The following is a 16,819-nucleotide window of genomic DNA, read 5'->3' as shown; positions in this document are numbered from 1 at the left end:
AACTCCGGGCGGAACGGACGCCGCGGCGCTTCGGGCGCTCAGGACCAGGGGCGCTCGCGAAACCACTTGGTGATCACGTATTTCGTGCCCGCGCGCACCTTCATCGCGTGGTGGAGAGTCGAGGGATTCGGCGTACCGTTCGGCCGCAGATTGTTCCAGGCGAGCAGCTTGCCCGTTTCCGGCTGCACCGTTTTGTCGATTGCCTTGAAGCGCGTGGCGCCCCCGGCATCGGGCTCGTTGAGATAGAGCATCACGGTCCAGGTGCGCTGGCCCGCAACGCTGCAGAAACGTTCGAAATCGACGCCAGCCGGCTCGAAATAGTCGGTGTGCGCCTTGAACTCCTGGCCGACCGCATAGCGCTGGCCCTGGATCGGTTCGCCATGCGCGCCGTCGAGCCTGATGAATTCCAGGATACGGCGTTCAACTTCGCCGACGTGCGGGTCGCCGGAATCGAGATCGCAGGTTTCGCTGGTGCGAAAGCGGTCGTCGCCGTTCGGATCGGAGATGGTCGAGGGGCGGCGCTGCGCGTCGATCTGGCGCATGATCTCGGCGCACAGCCGGGCATCCAGGAAGCGCTTGGCGATGAACAGAGTCAGTTTCGGATTCGGAACGCGCTGCACGCCAGGTCGTGCGGTCAGATGGGCGACGACCGGCTCCTGCGGATAGCCCGAGCCGAAGTTGGGGCGTGTCGCGGAATCGGGCGCTGCGGCTGTTTCGAGCATGGCGTGATTCTGCCAAATCCTGCCGTCCGAAGCTACCCGTGTCCGCCGCATCGTTTTTGTCACACGGTTGTAGCCTCCTCGTAAGACAAGGGTCACATCGCGCGGATTCGAGCGGTGAAAAGGGGAACGCGATGCAAGGGGAAGCCGAGGCGCCCGAGCGCGCCGACACATGGCTCGACGCTCCTTCGGGCGCGATGCCGCAGTTCGCGCCGCTGAACTGTGCCTCAGCGGGAATGGCCGAGGCTGAGGGCTTGCTCGTCGCGCTGCTGGCCGATGCTGCGCGGCGCGGCGCCACGCATGTTCATCTGGAGCCGCAGGAGGATGCGCTGGCGGTGCGCGTGCGTGCGTCTGGCCTTCTCGTCGAAGTGCTCCGGCTTGGGCCGGCCGAAGGCGATGCGCTGGTCCGCGACCTCGACATGATGGCGAGGTTCGAGCCCGATTTGAACGGCACCCGACGGGGCCGCATTTGTTGCTCGGCACGATCCGACCTGCCGGAGGCGGCCGTCACGGCGCTTCGCGTCCGCACCGGAGAGCGCATCGTCCTGCGGCTCGAGGGCGCCGGGGCGAATGCCCGCGGCAGGCCATTGGTTGCGCTCGGCATGCCGCCGGCGCAGGCGGGACGGATCGCCGCTGCGCTGGATCGCCGCGCGGGCCTGGTGATCGTGAGCGGACCGGCAGGTTCGGGCCGAAGCACCACCTTGCGCGCAATGCTGCAGAGCCTGGACCGGAGCGCCCGCGACGTCGTTGCGATCGAGGAAAATTTCGCACCCGCCCTCGAGGGGGTCAGTCAGATCGCGGCGGCCGGAGACACTGCCGGGCGGCTGCGGGCGCTGCTTCCGCAGGATCCGGACGTGGTGGTGGTCGAGAATCTCGACGATCGCGCATCGGTTCTGGTGGCCGTGCAGGCGGCGCTGGCTGGACGGCTCGTGGTGGCGAGCGTCGCAAGCGGCGACGCAGTGGAGGCGATACTGGCGCTGCGCGCCAGCACCGGCGAACCGTTTCCGCTCGCCTCGGCGCTCACGATCGTGCTGGCGCAGCGGCTGGTGCGGCGCCTGTGCGACGCCTGCCGCGAGCCGGTGCAGGCTCAGGGCTCGACCTCCGCGCTCCTGGGCTTCGACCCAGGTGCAATCGTCTATTCGGCGGTGGGCTGCGCGTGTTGCGAGGGAACCGGCTATTCCGGTCTCACCGGCGTGTTCGAGGCAATCGAGGCCGATCCGCCGCTGCGCCGGCTGATTCAGGATGGCGGCGACGCGGCGATCCTGTCGCGCCATGCCTTCCTCAACGCGCCGAATCTCGGATCGGCGGCGCGGGCGCTGGTCCGCGAAGGGGTGACGACACCTGACGAGGCAGTCCGCATCTCGCGCGGCGAGGCGCTCGTGCCGATCTGTTGATGTCGACACGGCGCATCCCCACATCAGCGCGGGAGACGCGCTTGACGCCTCGGCCATGCGCCCGCTAAGCGCGCATCCTCCACGGCGACCGTAGTTCAATTGGTCAGAGCGCCGGCTTGTGATGCCGGAAGTTGCGGGTTCAAGTCCCGTCGGTCGCCCCATTTTCTCTGCATCAGCCCGGACCGTATAGCGTGACCACCGACTGGGGTTTCCCCGACTTCGACGATCATGAGGGCCTGCACCTCTTTACGGATCCCGCATCGGGCCTGCGCGCCGTGATCGCGGTGCACTCGACGACGCTGGGGCCGGCGGCGGGCGGCGTGCGCTATTGGCACTATGCCGACAGCGCCGCGGCGATCACCGATGCGCTGCGGCTCTCGCGCGGGATGAGCTACAAGAATGCGATGGCCGGGCTGCCGATGGGCGGCGGCAAGGGCGTGGTACTGGCCGACAAGGCCGGCGGCGAGATCACGAACACGCAGCTCGAGGCGTTCGGCCGCGCCGTCGAATCGCTCTGCGGCCGCTATGTGACCGCCGAAGACGTCGGCATGTCCGAAGCGCGGATGAAGGTGATCGCGACGATGACGCGGCACGTCTCGGGCCTTCCGGTCGAGGCGGGCAGCGCGGGCGGCGATCCGGGCCCATTCACGGCGATGGGCGTCTATCTGGGCGTCAAGGCGGCTGCGCAGCGTGCGCTGGGCGTTTCGACGATGGAGGGCGTGCATGTGGCGATTCAGGGCGTCGGCAGCGTCGGCGGCGGGCTCGCACGGCTGCTCGCGAAGGACGGCGCGAAGCTGACGATCGCCGACGTGAATTCGGAGAAGGCGGCGGCGCTCGCTGCAGAGCTGGGGGCGGAAACCGCGGCGGCGGACGCAATCCTTACGATGAAGGCCGATATCGTCAGCCCGAACGCGCTCGGCGCGGTGCTGACCGAAAGCTCGATCGCGGCGCTCCAGTGCCAGGTCGTCGCGGGCGGCGCGAACAATCAGCTCGCGACTCGCGTCGACGGACGCCGGCTCCACGCGCGCGGCATCCTCTACGCGCCCGACTATGTCATCAACGCGGGCGGCATCATCAATGTCGGCCTCGAATATCTGGGGCAGGGGAACCGGGCGGAGGTCGAGGCGCGGATCGCCCGCATTCCCGAGCGGCTGACCGAAGTGTGGGACGAGAGCGAGCGCACCGGCGATTCCGAGAGCGAAGTCGCCGACCGGATCGCGCAGCGGATCATCGGCCGGGGCTGACCCGTGGCCGGAGCCGGTTGACCGGCTTGCGGTGTCAGTCGCCGGCGACCGAAAGCCGCTTCAACAGCTCCTCGACTCGCTCGCGCTGCCGCGCGGCGGCGAAGGCGATCGCCTCCGCCTCGCAATCGTCCGCCAACGTCGCGAGATGATCGGCCGCGCTGCCTCCGGTCGCCGAACGGGCGAGCTCGCTGCATTTCGCCGACAGCGCTTGCAGTTCGGCGGCATCGCGCTCGCTGAGCGGGCTGAACTCTTCGGTGAGCCGCTTGAGCGCCGGCGCCTCCAGCTCGACGGCGAAGCGCGCACCCGCGAACCGCTCATGGGCCCAGACGATGTGGCAGAAGCGAGGTTCGAGGTTGCCGACCATCAGCCAGAAGCCGGTGCCGGTCGCGAGCGGCCGGTGAGTCATCAGCCGGCAACCGGTCCGCGAAATATCGAGCAGCCGGCCCGGAGTGCGCGGTTCGCCGGGCAGGCGCATCGACACCGCGGCCTTTAGCGCAAACCGCGCGTCGTGCCGCCGCTCGATCGGAAGATGTTCGGACATGGTCTTTTTTTGCGCCCCGCAGCTGGATGCGCAGCATCGGCGAGCGACCTTTCGAGACCGTCACTCAAGAAGGTGAACGCCCCATCGTCGGCGCCCCGGGGGGCGCCGTCGCGCGATTTTGCGCCGATCGTCGATCCGCAAAACCCCCGACATGGATTCCGGTGACGAACCCGGCTATTGGGCGCCCAGTATCGTGATCCACGCACTCGCCAATCCAACGCGCTTTCTGAAGCTCGCGCGACCGCTGACGCCCATCCTGTTCTGGGCGGGGGTGGCGCTTGCGCTGTTCGGCGGCTGGGCAGGGCTCACGCAAACGCCGGCCGATTATCTCCAGGGCGAGACGGTGCGCATTCTCTACATCCATGTGCCGGCGGCGTGGCTGGCGATGGGCGGGTGGAGCGGCATCGCGATCGCGAGCCTCGTCTATCTCGTCTGGCGGCATCCGCTGGCGGCGGTGGCGGGGCGGGCGATCGCGCCTGCGGGCGCGCTGTTCGCGGCGATCTGTCTCGCGACCGGATCGATCTGGGGCCGCCCGACCTGGGGCACCTGGTGGGAATGGGACGGGCGGCTCACCAGCATGCTGCTGCTGTTCTTCGTGTATCTCGCCTATATCGCGCTCGCGCGCGCCGATGCCGAGCGCGGCGGCGACGGACGGGTTCCCGCGCTGTTCGGCATTGCCGGCACGGTGCTGCTGCCGATCATCCGCTATTCGGTGGTGTGGTGGAACACGCTGCACCAGGGGCAGAGCATCGGCCTGACGCGCACCACCATCGACGATTCGATGCTGTGGCCGCTCTGGTTCACCCTGGCGGGATTCAGTCTGTTCTTCGGCGGCGTGGTGCTGATGCGGATGCGCGCCATGCTGGCGCAGGCGAAAGTAGAGGCTCGAATGAAGCGGATGGCGCGCGGATGAACCCCTGGCCCTTCGTCATCGCCGCCTATGCAGTCACTATCGGCGGCGCCGCGCTGCTCGCGCTGCTCAGCTGGCGCGCGATGCGCCGTGCCGAAGCGGCCGCCGAATCGTTGAGGAAACGGCCATGAAGGCGAAGCATCAGCGGCTCGTGCTCGGGCTGCTCGCGCTATGCGCGGTGGGCGGGGCGAGCGGACTCGCGCTCTCGGCGTTGCGCGACGAAGCCGCCTTTTTTTATGCGCCCGCCGACGTCGCGGCCAAGGCGCCGCCTACCGACCGCGCGGTGCGGCTGGGCGGAATGGTCGAGGACGGATCGATCGAGCGCCAGTCCGACGGCGTCTCGATCCGCTTCGTCGTCACCGATGGCGTGGCGCAGGTGCCGGTGGCGTTCACCGGCGTTGCGCCCGACCTCTTTCGCGAAGGATCGGGCGTCGTTGCCGAGGGCCGGTTCCTGGCGGACGGAAGCTTCGCCGCCGACAATCTCCTCGCCAAGCATGACGAGCGCTACATGCCGCCCGAACTGGCCGGCAAGATGGACGCGATCGAGCAATGATCGCCGAAGCGGGGCTCGCCGCCCTCTGGCTCGCCGCGGCCGTGGGGCTGCTCCAGTTCGCACTGGCCTGGGCGGGCGTCGTCTCCTCGCGTCAGGGCGGCGATATGGGCGGGCTCTTCCTCCTCGCGACTCGCCGGGTGGCGATCGTGCAGGGGCTGCTCGGGCTGCTCGCTTTCCTGATCCTGATCGCGCTGTTCGTGCGGTCCGACATGTCGGTGCTGCTGGTCGCGATGAATAGCCACTCGGCCAAGCCGCTGCTCTACAAGATCGCAGGCGCCTGGGGAAATCACGAAGGCTCGATGCTGTTGTGGGTGACGGTGCTCGGCCTTGCCGGGGCGGCGATCGGCCTGATCGAGCGGCGGCTGGAGGCGCGCACGCTGGCCGCCACGCTGGGCGCACAGGCGCTGATCGCACTCGGCTTCTATGCGTTCCTGCTCTGGGCCTCCAATCCGTTCGCACGGCTCGACCCGGCGGCGCCGCAGGGGCTGGGGCTCAATCCCTTGCTGCAGGATCCCGGCCTCGCCTTTCATCCGCCCACGCTCTACTTCGGCTATGTCGGGCTGTCGGTCGCCTTTTCCTTCGCGGTCGGAGCGCTGGTGACTCGCGACGTGGGGCCGGCGTTCGCGCGGGCGATGCGGCCCTGGGTGCTGGCGGCCTGGATCTTCCTCACCATCGGCATCACCGCCGGCAGCTACTGGGCCTATTACGAGCTCGGCTGGGGCGGCTGGTGGTTCTGGGATCCGGTCGAGAACGCTTCGCTGATGCCCTGGCTCGCGGCGACTGCGCTGCTCCATTCGGTGACGGTGCTGGCGACTCGCGACGGACTGCGTGCCTGGACGGTGATGCTGGCGGTGGTCGCCTTCTCGATGTCGATGATCGGCACCTTCCTGGTCCGTTCGGGCATCCTGACGAGCGTGCACGCCTTTGCGGTCGATCCTGAGCGCGGCACGTTCATCCTGGTGCTGCTGGCGCTGTACATCGGCGGCGCGCTCGCGCTGTTCGGGGCTCGGATCGGCACCGTGAAGGCGGGCGCCACCTTCGAGCCGGTGAGCCGCGAGGGCGCGCTGATCCTCAACAACCTCCTGCTTTCGGTGATCCTCGGCATCGTGCTGATCGGCACGCTCTATCCGCTCGTCGCCCAGGCGCTGGGGGAGCAGCTTTCGGTCGGACCGCCCTTCTTCAACAAGACCGCCGGGCCGATCGCTCTGGCGCTGGTCGCAGCGACCGCGGCGGGGCCGCTGCTGCGCTGGCGGCGCGACAGTTCGCGTGCGCTCGCGCGGCGGATGCTGCCGGCGATCGCCGCGGCCGTCCTGGCGCTGGCGGCCGTGCTGCTGACGGCTCCGGCAACCGGGATCATGCCGCTGCTCGGCATTGCGCTGGCGGCGGGGCTTGCGGTGGCGAGCGTCGCACCCCTGTGGAAGCGCAACCTGCGGCGCACGCCGCTCTTCACCTGGGGCATGGTGATCGGCCACCTCGGCGTGGCGGTCGCGATCGCGGGCATGGCCAGCGACACCGCGTTCACGCAGGAGCGCCTGGCGGCGGTGCGGGTCGGCGACGCGGTTGAGGTCGGGCCGTTCCGCGTGCGGCTGATGGAAGTGCGTCCTGCACTCGGCGAGAATTGGTCGGCGATCGAGGCACGGCTGAACGTCGACCGCGGCGGCGACGTGCTCTTCCAGCTGACGCCGCAGCAGCGCTTCTTTTCCGCGCCGGTGACGACCACCAGCGAGGCCTCGATCGCGACCTTGTGGAATGGGCAGCTCTATGGCGTGCTCGGCGGATCGGCGGAGCAGGGGCGCTGGCAGTTGCGGCTGTGGTGGAAGCCGTTCGTCACGCTGATCTGGGCCGGCGGCGGCCTGATCGCGCTGGGCGGCGCGCTGTCGCTGCTCGGCCGGGTGCGCCGCGACTGGCGCCGCGAACGGGACGGGGAGCCGGAATGAAGCGCGTCTTGCTCTGGCTGCCGCTGGCGGCATTCGTGGCATTGCTCGCTCTCGTCTGGAGCGGGCTGTTGTCGCCTGCCGATCGGGCGGTGGCATCGCGGATGGTGGGGCAGCCGCTGCCGGAATTCGCGCTCGAGCCGTTGCTCGAAGGCCGGCCGGGGGTCTCGTCCGCGCAATTTGCGGACGGCAAGCCCCGGCTGCTCAACATCTTCGCCAGTTGGTGCGCGCCGTGCATCGCCGAGGCGCCGCAGCTGATGGCGCTCAAGCAAGCGGGCGTCGAGATCCAGGGCATCGCCGTGCGCGACACGGCCGAGGCGATGCGCGGCTTCCTGGCGCGCAACGGGGATCCCTACACGGCGATCGGCGACGCCTCGACGAGTGAGATCCAGCTTGCACTCGGATCGTCGGGCGTGCCCGAGACTTTCGTCGTGGACGGCAACGGCACGATCGTGGCGCAGCATATCGGCGACATTCGCGCCGAGGACGTGCCCGAGCTGCTCGAAGCACTGCGGAAAGCGGAATGACGGCGCCCGGCATCCTTTTCCGCACGCTTGGGCCGCTGGCGGCGCTTGCGGCTGCGATAGCGCCAGCGACGGCACAGACGAACACTCAGGCCGAATTTGCCTATCGCCAGCTTTCCGATCCGCGGCAGGAGGCGCAGGCAAAGGCGCTGATGAACGAGCTCCGCTGCCTCGTCTGCCAGGGCCAGTCGATCGCCGACAGCGACGCCGAAATGGCGGGCGACATGCGCGGGCTGGTGCGCGAGCGGATCGCGGCCGGCGAATCGCCCGACGACGTCCGCGAATGGCTGATCGCGCGCTACGGCGATTATGTGACCTATGATCCCCCGTGGAGCTGGGCGACAGCGCCGCTCTGGCTCACACCGCTGGCATTGCTGGCGCTGGGCGTGCTGATCGCGCGGCGGAGTTTCAGGAGGCGCCGGTCATGATCGGTTGGATTGCACTCGCGCTGGTCGCGCTGCTGGCGGCGGTCGTCCTGTGGCTCGCCGGCTATCCGCGGCGGCTGTGGACCTTCGCGGCGACGGCGCTGATGCTCGGCGCGGCAGGCTACGCCTGGCAGGGAAGCCCCGGCCTGGCCGGCAGCACGGTCGAAGATGCAGGCAGCAGGCCCGGCATCGTCGAGCCCGACCTCGTCGCACTGCGCAACGCGATGTACGGCCAGGCGACCTTCGCGCGGGGCTATTTCGTCGCGGCCGACGCGATGACTCGGCGCGGCAACTACGACAACGCCGCCGCGGTGATGCTCGGTGCCGTGCGGACCGCGCCGCAGGACGGTTCGCTCTGGGCGGGGTTGGGACTCGCGCTGGCGCAGCGCGACGGCAACAATGTCTCTCCTCCGGCCGAGCTGGCGTTCGACCGCGCGATCGAACTGTGGCCAGAGCATCCGGGACCGCCCTTCTATCGCGGGCTCGCCCATGTCCGGGCGGGCGACTTTGCCGGTGCACGGCGCTGGTGGGCGCGCGCAGTGGAACTCACCCCCGAAGATGCCAGCTATCGCAACGATCTGGTGATGCGGCTTTTCCTGCTCGATCGCTTCCTCGAGCAATCCACGCAGGTCGAGGCACCCACGGCAGAGTCGCCGCAGGCGCGCTAACAGCGAACCCGACCTCAGCCGTCCGAGCCACGCCCGGTCTTTTCCTGCAGCGCATCGATCCGCTTCGATGCCTCCGCCTTCGACAGCGTCTCGTCGAACGGTTCGCCGGCCTCTTCGCTCAGTGTCTTGAGATAGGAGGCCTGGGCGCCCGTCATCGGCTCGTCGCCGGTGGTCCAGTCCTCGGGATCCTTCTCGGCGTTCGAGAAGGGCTCCGCCTTGGGATTGCCGTCGGCCATCGTCGTTCCTCTTCAGAATGTCGTCGATGGCCGAACGCGCAATGTTCTCAGTGTGTTCCGTTCCAGGCCTCATATTCCATGCCGAACGCCTCGGCGACTGCGGCGTGGCGGATCTTGCCGTCTGAGACGTTCAGGCCATTGGCGAGGTGGCCGTCCTCGGCCATCGCCCGCGCCGCGCCCTTGTTGGCAATCGCCAGCACGAAGGGCAACGTCGCGTTGTTGAGCGCGAAAGCGGAGGTACGCGCGACTGCACCGGGCATGTTCGCGACGCAATAATGCGTCACGCCGTCGATCTCATAGACCGGATCGTCGTGCGTGGTCGCCTTCGACGTTTCGAAACATCCGCCCTGATCGATGGCGATATCGACCAGCACGCTGCCGCGCTTCATCGTCTTGAGCATCTCGCGCGTCACCAGCTTGGGAGCCGCCGCGCCCGGCACCAGCACCGCGCCGATCACCAGATGCGCCTTGGCGACCGCCGCCTCGATCGCCGCCTTGCTGGCATAGGCGGTCTTGATCTGGCTCGAAAAGAACATGTCGAGCTCGGCGAGGCGGTCGTTGTTGATGTCGTAGATGGTCACGTCGGCGCGCATGCCGACCGCCATCTGCGCCGCGTTCACGCCGGCGACGCCGCCGCCCAGGATCGCCACGCGCGCGGGCGCCACGCCGGGCACGCCGCCCAGCAGAACGCCGCGACCGCCCTGTTCCTTCTCCAGATAATGCGCGCCGACCTGCACCGACATGCGCCCGGCGACTTCGCTCATCGGCTTGAGCAGCGGCAGGCCGCCGCGTGCGCCGGTCACCGTTTCATAGGCGATGCAGGTGGCGCCGGACTTCACCAGCCCCTCGGTCTGCGGGCGATCGGCGGCGAGGTGGAGGTAGGTGAACAGCGTGTGCCGCGATTCGATCATCGCGATCTCCTGCGGCTGCGGCTCCTTCACCTTCACGATCATGTCGGCCTGGGCGAAGACGTCCGCCGCGGTCGGCACGATTCGCGCGCCTGCGTCGACATAATCCTGATCCTCGAAATCGATCCCGCCGCCGGCGGTCGTCTCGACGATCACCTCATGCCCCGCCGCAACGAGCTCCGCGACCGAGGGCGGCGTCAGGCCGACGCGATATTCGTGGTTCTTGATCTCCTTGGGCACACCGACGCGCATGTTCGAACCTCTCCTTGCTGTGCCCGCAGCTTAGCCGTGATCCGCGCCGCGAGTCCCTGCAAAGTTGCGCGCGTGGCTGCACTGCGGCACATGGAAGCCCTGCCCATCGCCGGAGAGAAGGGGATTTCATGCAGATTGACGCTATTGACAGCGAAATCCTGAAGCTGCTTGCCCGTGACGCGCGCGCGCCGGTCACGCAAGTCGCCGCCCAGGTGGGGTTGTCGCAATCGGCGTGCACGCGGCGAATCCAGGCGCTGGAGGCGTCGGGGCATATCCTCGGCTATGCGGCGCGGCTTGGCCACCGCCGACTCGGCTTCCGCGTCACCGCGCTGGTCGACATCACCCTCGGAACCCAGGTCGAGGAAGACCTCGCCCGATTCGAACGTGCGGTTGCCCAGATCGACGGAATCGTCGAATGCGCGCTCGTTTCGGGCGGGCAGGATTATCGGCTCAAGATCGTCTGCCGCGATCTGGACGATTACGAGCGGCTCCACCGCGAACACCTCGGCCGGCTGCCCGGCGTGGTGACGATCAACAGCAGCTTTGTACTACGATCGGTGCCGACCCGGGCCGAAGCCGATGCGCTGTTCGGCCAGCAGCCGTGAATCCACCGTGTTTCTCCGCTTGTTGCGAGTGCATGGTGCGCGTGCTAACGGCCCGCGTCCCGAGACGAAAAGAACCGGTCGCATGACCAAGTCGCATTTCACACCGGCCCGATCGCTGCACCCGTGACCGAGCAAGACGGCGCGCCCGACGCGGCGCCCGAGATCCTGCCCGATCAGCATAGCGGCCATGCACACCAGCAGGCGCTGTGGAAGCTCGCCGTCGGCGCGGTCGGCGTCGTCTTCGGCGATATCGGTACCAGCCCGCTCTATGCGTTCCGCGAAACCTTTGCGGGGCATCATCCGCTCGCGCTCGATACGCCGCACATCATGGGCGTCATCAGCCTGATGTTCTGGTCGATGATGATCGTGGTGACGCTCAAATACGTCACGATCATCATGCGCGCCGATAACAAGGGCGAAGGCGGCAGCCTGGCGCTGCTGGCGCTGATTTCCAGCCGCTCGGGCGAGCGTCGCTGGGCGGCGGGCATCGTGATGCTCGGCGTGTTCGCGACTGCGCTGTTCTATGGCGACAGCATGATCACTCCGGCGGTCTCCGTCCTCGGCGCGGTCGAGGGGCTGGCGGTCGCCGCTCCGCCGTTCGAGCATTGGGTGGTGCCGCTGGCGGTAGTGATCCTGGTCGGCCTGTTTTCGATCCAGCGGACCGGAACGGCGCGCGTCGGCGCCTTCTTCGGGCCGGTGATGATGTTCTACTTCCTCACCATCGCCACGCTCGGGCTGATCAGCGTCGTACAGACGCCGCAGGTGCTGTGGGCGTTCTCGCCGCACTATGCCGTGATGTTCTTCGTCGACGATCCGCTTGCGGCGTTTCTGGCGCTGGGATCGGTCGTGCTCGCCGTCACCGGTGCCGAGGCGCTCTATGCCGACATGGGCCATTTCGGTCGCCGGCCGATCCGCATCTCGTGGCTGTGGTTCGTCCTGCCGGCGCTGATGGCGAACTATCTGGGACAGGGCGCGCTGCTGATCCGCGACGGCGTTCTCGCGCTCGAAAATCCTTTCTACCTGCTTGCGCCGCAGCAGCTGCAGTTGCCGCTGGTGCTCGTCGCGACGGCGGCCGCGATCATCGCTTCGCAGGCAGTGATCTCCGGCGCCTTCTCCGTGACGCAGCAGGCGATCCAGCTTGGCTTCATTCCTCGGCTGCGGATCGATCATACCAGCGCCGCGGCGGCGGGACAGATCTACATCCCGCTCATCAACTGGCTGCTGATGGTAATGGTGATTCTGCTCGTCCTCACTTTCCAGAGCTCGTCGAACCTCACCGCCGCCTATGGCATCGCCGTCACCGGCGCGATGCTGATCGACACCTGCCTGCTCGCGGTCGTGCTGTTCTTCCTGTGGAAGTGGAAGAAGCGCTACGCGATCCCGCTGCTCGCGCTCTTCTTCATCGTCGATGGCGCCTATTTCGCCGCGAATCTGACGAAGGTGCCCGATGGCGGCTGGTTCCCGCTGCTGGTGGGCGTGGTGATCTTCGGTCTGCTCACCACCTGGTCCAAGGGGCGCAAACTGATGATGGCGCGGCTGCGCGAGAGCGCGATGCCGATCAAGATCTTCATCGAGAGCGCCGCCAATTCGGCGACTCGCGTGCCCGGCACTGCCGTGTTCATGACCTCGACGCCCGAAGGCGTGCCGCACGCGCTGCTCCACAACCTCAAGCACAACAAGGTGCTGCACGAGCGCGTGGTGCTGCTCACCGTGAAGATCCTCGACGAGCCGTTCGTCGCCGAGGAGAATCGCGTCCGGATCGACGATCTCGGCAAGGGCTTCCACCGCATGGTGATCCGCTTCGGCTTCATGCAGGATGCCGACGTGCCCGCGGCGCTGAAGAAGGTGCATACTTGCGGCGACGAGTTCCGGATGATGGAAACGAGCTTCTTCCTCGCCCGCCAGACTCTGCTGCCTTCCGCCAAGCCGGGGATGATGGTGTGGCGCGAGAAGGTGTTCGCCTGGATGCTCCGCAACGCCGAAAGCGCGATGGAGTTCTTCCGCCTTCCCACCAATCGGGTGGTCGAACTGGGCAGTCAGGTCGAGATTTGAGCCGCACGGCGCCGCTCATCGTGACGGCGCTGTTCGGCGGCGAGGATTTCGCCTTTCTGGACGGGCTGCGGCGGCGGCACTTCCCGCCCGAGCGCAACCTGGTGCCGGCGCATTGCACGCTCTTCCACCATCTTGCGCCCGAGCTCGGCGGGGAGCTCAAACGGCGCCTCGCGGCCGAAACGCGCGGCGTGGCTGCACCGCGTGCGATGCTGGCGGGGCTGCTGAACCTTGGCGGCGGAGTGGCCTTCCGCATCGAATCGCCCGAGCTCGAGCAGATTCGCGACGCGCTGTCGGAGGCATTCACCGGCATGCTGGTGCCGCAGGATCAGGCGGGGTGGCGGCCGCACGTGACGATCCAGAACAAGGTGGAGCCGCGAATGGCGCGGGCGCTGTTCACCGAATTGAGCGCCGGTTTCACGCCGCGACCGCTCGCGATCGCTGGGCTGGCGAGCTGGATGTATCGTGACGGACCCTGGGAGGCCTATTCACGTCATATGTTCGCTTGACCGCCGCACGGGCCGGACCTATGTGGCGCGCTCCGCGCACGGGAACGCCTTTGCGCCTGGCGGGATGGCGGAGTAGCTCAGTTGGTTAGAGCAGCGGAATCATAATCCGCGTGTCGGGGGTTCAAGTCCCTCCTCCGCTACCACCATTCCCCGCCGATACTCGTCCTCGCATCGAAATACGCACCTCTCCGGAGAAGGCGTGCGTCGTAAAACCTTCTACAAGGATTGCATGAGACGATCGGCGGAAGGAGATGGCACCATGCGGAAGCTTTCTGACGTGCCCGCGCATTTTGCAGAGCCCAGCGACATGCCGCACGTGGCCGCGCCGCTCTTGCTGGGCCTTGCCGTCTGCGCGTCGCTGCTGGTCTGGGTGGCGCTCGCCTGGGCGGTGCTCTGATCGGTCGCTGCGTCGCAAGCAAGCCCGGCTTGGCGGCGCCACAGCAATAATATCCGCTCCGTCCATTGCCGCATCACCGGCACGCCCCATGTTGCGCATGGCGGTGCCGTTCCCCTAGATGCGGCATCGCCAACATCGGACGGACCCATGACTGCAACCCACTCCACGCGCATGCTCATCCTCGGCTCCGGCCCTGCCGGTCTGTCGGCGGCCATCTATGGCGCGCGCGCGGGCATGGCGCCGATCGTCGTCCAGGGAATTCAGCCGGGCGGCCAGCTTACGACCACCACCGATGTCGAGAATTATCCCGGCTTTCGCGACGTCATCCAGGGTCCCTGGCTGATGGAGGAGATGCAGGCGCAGGCCGAGCATGTCGGCGCACAGATGATGTGGGACACGATCGTCGACGTCGACCTCAGCCAACGGCCGTTCCGGCTCGTCGGCGACGGCGGCACCGTTTACGTCGGCGACGTGCTGGTGATCGCCACCGGCGCCCAGGCCAAGTGGCTGGGACTGGAGAGCGAGGAGCTGCTGAAGGGCAAGGGCGTCAGTGCCTGCGCCACCTGCGACGGCTTCTTCTATCGCGGCAAGAAGGTGGCGGTGATCGGCGGCGGCAACACTGCGGTCGAGGAGGCGCTGTACCTCACCAATCACAGCCATGACGTGACGCTGATCCACCGCCGCGATTCGCTGCGCGCCGAAAAGATCCTGCAGGATCGGCTGTTCGCGAACGAGAAGATCACGGTGCTCTGGAACAAGCAGGTCGAGCGTTTCGTGGGGGAGGGCGATCCGGCCGGGCTGGTCGCGCTGCAGCTGAAGGACACGCAGACCGGCGAGCTTTCTCGGCTCGACGTCGAGGGCGGGTTCGTCGCGATCGGTCACCATCCGGCGACCGAGCTGTTCCGCGGCCATGTCGCGCTGGACGACGACGGCTATGTCATCGTCACTCCGGGCACCACGAAGACCAACGTACCCGGCGTGTTTGCCTGCGGCGACGTGATGGACAAGCATTATCGCCAGGCAGTGACGGCGGCGGGCACCGGCTGCATGGCTGCGCTCGATGCCGAGCGTTTCCTGGCAGAAGCCGATTTTGAGAACGTCGCCCGCGCGGCGGAATGACGCGCTGATCGTTGCGTGGAGCGCTCAGCCGAGCGCTTCGCGCACGCGCTCGAACAGCCATTGCTTGTCGCCCTCGCGCGCGAAGCTGTGGCTGTCGGTATCGCGGCCGTGCAGGGCGGCGCGTGTACGGACCCGATCGAACATCGGCGCCTTCCACTCGTCCCGAAAGGCGATCGCCGTATTGTCGCCTGCAGCAAGCAGGATCGTGACCGGTACCGGCGAGGCATCGAGCGCACCGGCGAGCCGCGCCGCCAGCCTGGCTGGTGCGGCGGGGGCAGGGGTGGCGGAAGCCTTGGCCAGGCCGCGGGCCAGCTTCCGGATGTCCACGCCGCCGCGTACCAGCCGCAGCCATTCGCGCGGATCCCTAAGCTTGGCGGCATAGCGCGCGCGGATCGCCGCGGCAGGCGGCAGATCGTCGACCGCCTCGATCGTCCACGGGTTCGCGAGGATCAGTGCATCGAAGCCGGTATGTTCGTGGAACAGCGCAAGCGCGCTCGCTGCGTCGCAATTGCCGAGTCCGGTCAGCCGCTGGAGCCCTGGCACGGCATCGCGAAAGGCGCGCACCGCCGCTGCGATGTCGTCGCGGCTGCTGTCGAACCCCCGATTCTCGCCGCTTGAATCGCCGATTCCCCGCCGGTCGAATCGAAAGACGGAAACGCCCAGCTCGGCCGCCACGCGCCCCGCGAGGAGCGCCATGCCGCGATGTGCGCCCATCCGCACTTCGTTGCCGCCGGAAACGATCAACAGGCCCTCGGGGCCCTCGGCAAGGTCCAACGTGCCGACGAGAGTCTCGCCGGCGCAGGGAAACGCGATCAGCCGCCGCATTGCCGCACCCACTCCGCGAGATCGCGCGCGAGCACCGCCGCGAGCGCGGGGTCGTTGTCCGGTTCCGCACGCCGCCAGAGTGGCACGCCGGGCACGCGCGCATCGGCGACGGCCGGATCGCTCTCCAGCCGCACCACTCGGAGCGGCGCTTCGCGGCTCCGTTCGGCGACGTGGAGTTCGCGCAGCAGCCCCCGGGCAATGCGATTGCCTGCCAGCGTCACCGGCGGGCCGTCGTCGGCTGGATTGGCGAGATCCAGCGTAACTGCCGAATCGGGTTCGGCGACTCGCTGTGCACGCAGCAGCTCGCGGACCAGTGCATCGCCTGCGGCAGGGGCGAATTGCCAGCGGCTCGCCACTGCCGCGTCCCGGTCGAGCAGTGCGCCGCCGCGGATCGCCGCCGCATGGATCGAGGGCGCGTCGATCGACGCAGCCGCCGCGGCGAAGGCGGCGCGCCAACCCTGAATGGTCGCTTCCTCGGTCGGCATCGGGCTTTCGCCGGTGCCGGGCAGATCGGGCAGCGCGCCGCCGATGCCGTGCTCGCCGAGTGCGCGTAGCAGAGTCACGGAAAAGCCGCGGGTGCGGTTCGCTTCCTCGAACAGCGGCAGTGCCAGGATCACGACCGGAGCGTCGACCGGGCCGAAGCGCAGCATCGCCTCGCGCCCGCCGGCCCAGTCGTACCCGTCGATCATTTCAATGCCTTGGCCGCCGCGAAATGAGTGAGCGCGCCGAACGTCTCCAGCATCTCGCCATCGACTTCGTCGTCTTCGATCAGGATGCCGAGCCGATCCTCGAGCTCGGTGAGCACACCTGCAACGGCCAGCGAATCGAGTTCGGGCAGCGCGCCGAACAGCGGCGTGGCCGCATCGAACGCCGCGGCGCGGGCGGGGGCCAGGCCAAGCACGTCGCGCAGCACCGCACGCACCGTGTTCTCTACCTCGACCGTTCTTTCGGGCAGCACGCGCCGTCTCCTTCGCTGGTGCAGCGTCGCTAGCGGCTGTCGACGGCGA

General features: G+C 68.0%; 21 protein-coding genes and 2 tRNA genes. 16 read left to right on the top strand and 7 right to left on the bottom strand.

Going from position 1 to position 16,819, the window contains the following annotated elements:
• Positions 1-38: 38 nt before the first annotated feature.
• Positions 39-722 (bottom strand): prolyl hydroxylase family protein, encoded by a 684-nt coding sequence (locus H7V21_RS04470; protein ID WP_188055654.1) that lies wholly within the window; start codon positions 720-722, stop codon positions 39-41.
• Positions 723-853: 131 nt separating this feature from the next.
• On the opposite strand from H7V21_RS04470, the gene H7V21_RS04465 reads away from it, so the two are divergent.
• The 3 genes from H7V21_RS04465 (at position 854) to H7V21_RS04455 (ending at position 3,357) form a co-directional block, all read left to right on the top strand.
• On the top strand, positions 854-2,113 hold the full coding sequence (locus H7V21_RS04465) for a GspE/PulE family protein (RefSeq protein WP_188055652.1): 1,260 nt from the start codon (positions 854-856) through the stop codon (positions 2,111-2,113).
• 84 nt (positions 2,114-2,197) lie between these two features.
• A tRNA-His gene (locus tag H7V21_RS04460) sits at positions 2,198-2,274 on the top strand.
• A 30-nt stretch (positions 2,275-2,304) separates the two neighbouring features.
• Positions 2,305-3,357, top strand: coding sequence for a Glu/Leu/Phe/Val family dehydrogenase (locus tag H7V21_RS04455; RefSeq protein ID WP_188055650.1), 1,053 nt, complete (start codon positions 2,305-2,307; stop codon positions 3,355-3,357).
• 34 nt (positions 3,358-3,391) lie between these two features.
• Here H7V21_RS04455 and H7V21_RS04450 read toward each other — a convergent pair whose 3' ends face one another.
• The gene (locus H7V21_RS04450) at positions 3,392-3,898 is read right to left on the bottom strand and encodes a PilZ domain-containing protein (RefSeq protein WP_188055648.1); all 507 of its coding nucleotides are present in this window, start codon (positions 3,896-3,898) and stop codon (positions 3,392-3,394) included.
• A 151-nt stretch (positions 3,899-4,049) separates the two neighbouring features.
• On the opposite strand from H7V21_RS04450, the gene ccmC reads away from it, so the two are divergent.
• Genes ccmC through H7V21_RS04420 form a run of 7 tightly spaced genes read left to right on the top strand, consistent with a single transcriptional unit; the run spans position 4,050 to position 8,912 of the window.
• Positions 4,050-4,811 carry a heme ABC transporter permease CcmC gene (gene ccmC, locus H7V21_RS04445; RefSeq protein WP_188055646.1) on the top strand — a complete coding sequence of 254 codons (762 nt, stop codon included), beginning with the start codon at positions 4,050-4,052 and terminating at the stop codon, positions 4,809-4,811.
• Entirely contained in the window at positions 4,808-4,939 is a 132-nt protein-coding gene (locus H7V21_RS15820; protein ID WP_262504006.1) for a hypothetical protein, read from the top strand. Before ccmC ends, H7V21_RS15820 begins: the two co-directional genes overlap by 4 nt.
• Positions 4,936-5,361, top strand: coding sequence for a cytochrome c maturation protein CcmE (gene ccmE / locus H7V21_RS04440; RefSeq protein WP_188055644.1), 426 nt, complete (start codon positions 4,936-4,938; stop codon positions 5,359-5,361). The genes H7V21_RS15820 and ccmE overlap by 4 nt, the downstream gene beginning before the upstream one ends.
• Complete coding sequence (locus H7V21_RS04435; RefSeq protein ID WP_188055642.1) at positions 5,358-7,298, top strand: heme lyase CcmF/NrfE family subunit; 1,941 nt, start codon at positions 5,358-5,360, stop codon at positions 7,296-7,298. Before ccmE ends, H7V21_RS04435 begins: the two co-directional genes overlap by 4 nt.
• Positions 7,295-7,822 carry a redoxin family protein gene (locus H7V21_RS04430; protein WP_188055640.1) on the top strand — a complete coding sequence of 176 codons (528 nt, stop codon included), beginning with the start codon at positions 7,295-7,297 and terminating at the stop codon, positions 7,820-7,822. Before H7V21_RS04435 ends, H7V21_RS04430 begins: the two co-directional genes overlap by 4 nt.
• Positions 7,819-8,247, top strand: a complete 429-nt coding sequence (locus H7V21_RS04425) for a cytochrome c-type biogenesis protein (protein ID WP_188055638.1) — start codon at positions 7,819-7,821, stop codon at positions 8,245-8,247. The genes H7V21_RS04430 and H7V21_RS04425 overlap by 4 nt, the downstream gene beginning before the upstream one ends.
• Positions 8,244-8,912, top strand: a complete 669-nt coding sequence (locus H7V21_RS04420) for a tetratricopeptide repeat protein (RefSeq protein ID WP_188055636.1) — start codon at positions 8,244-8,246, stop codon at positions 8,910-8,912. Before H7V21_RS04425 ends, H7V21_RS04420 begins: the two co-directional genes overlap by 4 nt.
• A 14-nt stretch (positions 8,913-8,926) precedes the next feature.
• Here the strand turns inward: H7V21_RS04420 and H7V21_RS04415 are convergent, their stop codons facing one another.
• Positions 8,927-9,148 (bottom strand): DUF3072 domain-containing protein, encoded by a 222-nt coding sequence (locus tag H7V21_RS04415; protein WP_188055635.1) that lies wholly within the window; start codon positions 9,146-9,148, stop codon positions 8,927-8,929.
• A gap of 47 nt (positions 9,149-9,195) precedes the next feature.
• On the bottom strand, positions 9,196-10,308 hold the full coding sequence (gene ald, locus H7V21_RS04410; RefSeq protein ID WP_188055633.1) for an alanine dehydrogenase: 1,113 nt from the start codon (positions 10,306-10,308) through the stop codon (positions 9,196-9,198).
• A gap of 128 nt (positions 10,309-10,436) precedes the next feature.
• On the opposite strand from ald, the gene H7V21_RS04405 reads away from it, so the two are divergent.
• The 6 genes from H7V21_RS04405 (at position 10,437) to trxB (ending at position 14,987) form a co-directional block, all read left to right on the top strand.
• Positions 10,437-10,913: an Lrp/AsnC family transcriptional regulator gene (locus tag H7V21_RS04405; protein ID WP_262504005.1), complete on the top strand. Its 477-nt coding sequence runs from the start codon at positions 10,437-10,439 to the stop codon at positions 10,911-10,913.
• A 123-nt stretch (positions 10,914-11,036) separates the two neighbouring features.
• Entirely contained in the window at positions 11,037-12,965 is a 1,929-nt protein-coding gene (locus tag H7V21_RS04400) for a potassium transporter Kup (RefSeq protein ID WP_188055631.1), read from the top strand.
• Entirely contained in the window at positions 12,962-13,471 is a 510-nt protein-coding gene (locus H7V21_RS04395; protein WP_188055629.1) for a 2'-5' RNA ligase family protein, read from the top strand. Before H7V21_RS04400 ends, H7V21_RS04395 begins: the two co-directional genes overlap by 4 nt.
• A gap of 66 nt (positions 13,472-13,537) precedes the next feature.
• A tRNA-Met gene (locus tag H7V21_RS04390) sits at positions 13,538-13,614 on the top strand.
• 116 nt (positions 13,615-13,730) lie between these two features.
• Positions 13,731-13,868: a hypothetical protein gene (locus tag H7V21_RS04385; protein ID WP_188055627.1), complete on the top strand. Its 138-nt coding sequence runs from the start codon at positions 13,731-13,733 to the stop codon at positions 13,866-13,868.
• A gap of 147 nt (positions 13,869-14,015) precedes the next feature.
• Positions 14,016-14,987, top strand: coding sequence for a thioredoxin-disulfide reductase (trxB, locus tag H7V21_RS04380; RefSeq protein WP_188055625.1), 972 nt, complete (start codon positions 14,016-14,018; stop codon positions 14,985-14,987).
• Between the two features lie 24 nt (positions 14,988-15,011).
• Here the strand turns inward: trxB and H7V21_RS04375 are convergent, their stop codons facing one another.
• The 3 genes from H7V21_RS04375 to H7V21_RS04365 are packed head-to-tail and all read right to left on the bottom strand — an operon-like array spanning position 15,012 to position 16,770.
• Complete coding sequence (locus H7V21_RS04375) at positions 15,012-15,812, bottom strand: hydrolase 1, exosortase A system-associated (RefSeq protein WP_188055623.1); 801 nt, start codon at positions 15,810-15,812, stop codon at positions 15,012-15,014.
• Positions 15,800-16,501 (bottom strand): hypothetical protein, encoded by a 702-nt coding sequence (locus tag H7V21_RS04370; RefSeq protein ID WP_188055622.1) that lies wholly within the window; start codon positions 16,499-16,501, stop codon positions 15,800-15,802. The genes H7V21_RS04375 and H7V21_RS04370 overlap by 13 nt, the downstream gene beginning before the upstream one ends.
• The gene (locus H7V21_RS04365) at positions 16,498-16,770 is read right to left on the bottom strand and encodes a phosphopantetheine-binding protein (RefSeq protein WP_188055620.1); all 273 of its coding nucleotides are present in this window, start codon (positions 16,768-16,770) and stop codon (positions 16,498-16,500) included. Before H7V21_RS04365 ends, H7V21_RS04370 begins: the two co-directional genes overlap by 4 nt.
• Positions 16,771-16,819: the final 49 nt, after the last annotated feature.

This window comes from Sphingosinithalassobacter sp. CS137 (assembly GCF_014334115.1).
GTDB lineage: Bacteria > Pseudomonadota > Alphaproteobacteria > Sphingomonadales > Sphingomonadaceae > Sphingomonas.
Note: the sequence above shows the minus strand (reverse complement) of the source record. Positions and strands in the feature narration are given on the sequence as shown.